A 2,774-nucleotide genomic window follows, 5' to 3' on the forward strand; every position below is an offset into this window, starting at 1 on the left:
TCATGATAATAGGGCCTTCTGATTAGAAGGCCCTATTATCAATGATTTTTATCCTCGTGACGACACTATCTAAAGCATTCGGTTTCTGTGATGACTTTGGGATTGATGAATTTCGTTTTGATGAGGATGGCCTGGGGGCCGGTGCTCGTGGCGACGCCCGCGTTATCAACGAACAGCGGTATGCCGAAAGACTACCGCAGATAACGGCAACTCCGTTTCGTGGAAGCGGCTCGGTCTTTGACCCTGATGATGAAGCTGTTCCCGGTGACAACGGCAAGCTGGCGCGCCTGAACAAAGATTTCTTTGCTAATGCCAAAGCGCAAAGCTGGTGGCATCTGAGAAAGCTCTTTCGTAATACCTTCCGTGCCCTGGGCGGCATGGATTACAACCCCGACGAAATCATTTCCATAAGCAGCACGATGAAGAATAAGGATCGGCTACTGATGGAGTTGTCTCAGCCCACCTGGTCGAAAAACGCCGTGGGTAAAATACTCGTCGATAAACAGCCGGACGGCACCAAATAACCAAACCTCGCCGACTCGGCGATGATCTGTTACGCCCCAATGGATACTGCATTCGATATCTGGAAAAAACTCGGAGAATAAACGCATGCCGAAACAAGCAAAGCGAGTCGCCACAGCGGACTCATACGATAACTTTGTGGCTCGCGTCGGCATGCAGCAACCAAACCAGCATGCTGCATCCACGTACAAGGCAAACTACACCTGCCGCAACCGGCTTCTCATTGAATGGGCGTACCGTTCGTCGTGGATCATTGGCGTGGCCGTCGATGCCATCCCAGACGATATGACGAAAAAGGGCGTTCGCATTACCAGCGAGATAGACCCGAAGCGTCGCGGCATCCTGGAATCGAAGTTTGAAGAGCTTCAATTGTGGGACGTGCTCAACGAGACACTGAAATGGTCGCGGCTTTATGGTGGCGCTGGTTCTCTGATACTTATCGAAGGGCAGGCACCGTTAACACCACTTATCCTCGACAAGGTTGGCAAAGGCAGCTTCAAAGGGCTGGCGGTGCTTGACCGCTGGATGCTCAACCCGCAACTAAATCGCCGCATCAAGACGCTTGGGCCAAACCTCGGCAAACCTGAATTCTACGACATCGTGACGACAGCGCAGGGGCTGCCAGCCTGGACGCTGCACCATTCCCGCCTGATTCGTATGGATGGTGTGAAGCTGCCTTACCAGCAGAAAATCACCGAAAACGAATGGGGCATGTCGGTTGTTGAGCGCATATTTGATCGCCTGACGTCTTATGACAGTACCAGTGTAGGTGCGGCGCAACTTGCCTATAAAGCCCATCTGCGCACGGCGAAGATTAAAAAGCTGCGTGAAATTATCGCTATGGGCGGTAAGCCTTTTGAAGCGCTGCTCAAGCAAATGGATCTGGTCCGTCAGTTTCAGACCAATGAGGGTATGTCCCTGTTCGACGCAGAAGACACCTTTGAAACGCACTCATATTCGTTTGCTGGTCTGTCTGACCTTCTGAGTGAGTTCAAAGAGGACATTGCCGGCGCCGTCGGCATTCCGCTGGTGCGCATGTTCCGGCAGTCTCCGAAAGGTTTCTCTACTGGCGATGCTGACCTGGCTAACTACTACGGCGACGTGGGTACGCAGCAGGAACGTGACTTACGTCCGCATATTCGCCTGTTGTTTGATGTTCTGCATCGCTCGGAATTCGGCGAACCATTGCCGGACGATTTCACCTTTGAATTTAACCCGCTCTGGCAGATGTCCGATGTGGATCGCTCGACGGTCGCAACGAACACAACCACCGCCCTGGCTACCGCTGTGCGCGAACTGGGTATGTCTCCGGCGGCCGCGCTAACCGACCTGCGCGAGATGGCAGACGTTACCGGGATCGGGGCCAGCATTTCTGACGAGGATATAAAAAATGCCAAGTCTCAGTGGGAGGAGGCTGAATCTGAAACCGAACCTCCGCCGCAAATCGGAGCGACAGTACCAAAAGAGCCTACTGGCGATAGCAAACCAGATCGGCGAAATAGTGGCGGGTTCCTACGATGGTTCACAGGCAAGCGCTGATAAGACGGCAAGCACGCTGGTGGACTATTCCGAACTGTTAGAAAACTGGGCTGAAATGGTCGGCAAAAAGATGTTCGCCCAGGTAGAGCAGGAGGAATGGAATCAGTGGCGCTCGGTTTCCGAAGAGATTTCAGTCGGATTGCGCGATGTCGTGGGTAACACGCCCGTAGTTCATGTTGCGCGGGATATCGTGGCACGTCAGATTCAGTACATGAAGTCGCTGCCTCTGGAAGCCGCCAGTCGCGTATCTGAGATACAGGCGCGGGCGCTTGAAGCGGTAATCCGTGGCGAACGGCCTGACGCGCTTTACGAAATGATTATGCAGTCCGGTGATGTAGCCGCCGGACGGGCGAAGATGATAGCGCGCACTGAAATTGGACGTGCTACCGGAGCGCTGACTCAGGCCCGCGCGTTGTCGGTTGGCTCTGAGGGCTACTGGTGGCGTATTGAAGGGGCGGGAACCCGCAAGTCCCACCGCAAAATGAAGGATAAATTTGTCAGGTGGGACAATCCACCGACGCTTGATGGACTGACTGGTCATGCGGGATGTTTGCCCAATTGCCAATGCTGGCCGGAAGTGCAAATTCCTGAACCGCGAAAGTGATAGAAATACGCCTTATCATGGTCGTTTTGTCCGAACCGCGAATTCAGATAATAAGTGCAACGCTCGGACATGATTGTGGAGAGTGTAGGAGGAAGGGTTAACTACCGAT

At 53.5% G+C, this 2,774-nt stretch carries 2 protein-coding genes and 1 pseudogene; all 3 read left to right on the plus strand.

All coding sequences use genetic code 11. From position 1 onward, the window contains the following. Positions 1 to 62: 62 nt before the first annotated feature. A pseudogene (locus tag ACSZPU_RS24840) lies at positions 63 to 605 on the plus strand (TerL protein); the annotation flags it as partial. A gap of 4 nt (positions 606 to 609) precedes the next feature. Further along, positions 610 to 2,061 (plus strand): DUF1073 domain-containing protein, encoded by a 1,452-nt coding sequence (locus ACSZPU_RS24845; RefSeq protein ID WP_499004252.1) that lies wholly within the window; start codon positions 610 to 612, stop codon positions 2,059 to 2,061. Positions 2,062 to 2,116: 55 nt separating this feature from the next. Next, positions 2,117 to 2,665, plus strand: coding sequence for a phage head morphogenesis protein (locus ACSZPU_RS24850; RefSeq protein WP_499004253.1), 549 nt, complete (start codon positions 2,117 to 2,119; stop codon positions 2,663 to 2,665). Positions 2,666 to 2,774 lie beyond the last annotated feature (109 nt).

It is taken from the genome of Phytobacter sp. V69 (genome assembly GCF_965644215.1).
GTDB lineage: Bacteria > Pseudomonadota > Gammaproteobacteria > Enterobacterales > Enterobacteriaceae > Phytobacter.

Excerpts from the sequence above, each read along its gene's own strand:
- ACSZPU_RS24845 (WP_499004252.1), top strand. The coding sequence starts at position 610 with ATGCCGAAACAAGCAAAGCGAGTCGCCACAGCGGACTCATACGATAAC.
- ACSZPU_RS24850 (WP_499004253.1), top strand. The coding sequence starts at position 2,117 with ATGGTCGGCAAAAAGATGTTCGCCCAGGTAGAGCAGGAGGAATGGAAT.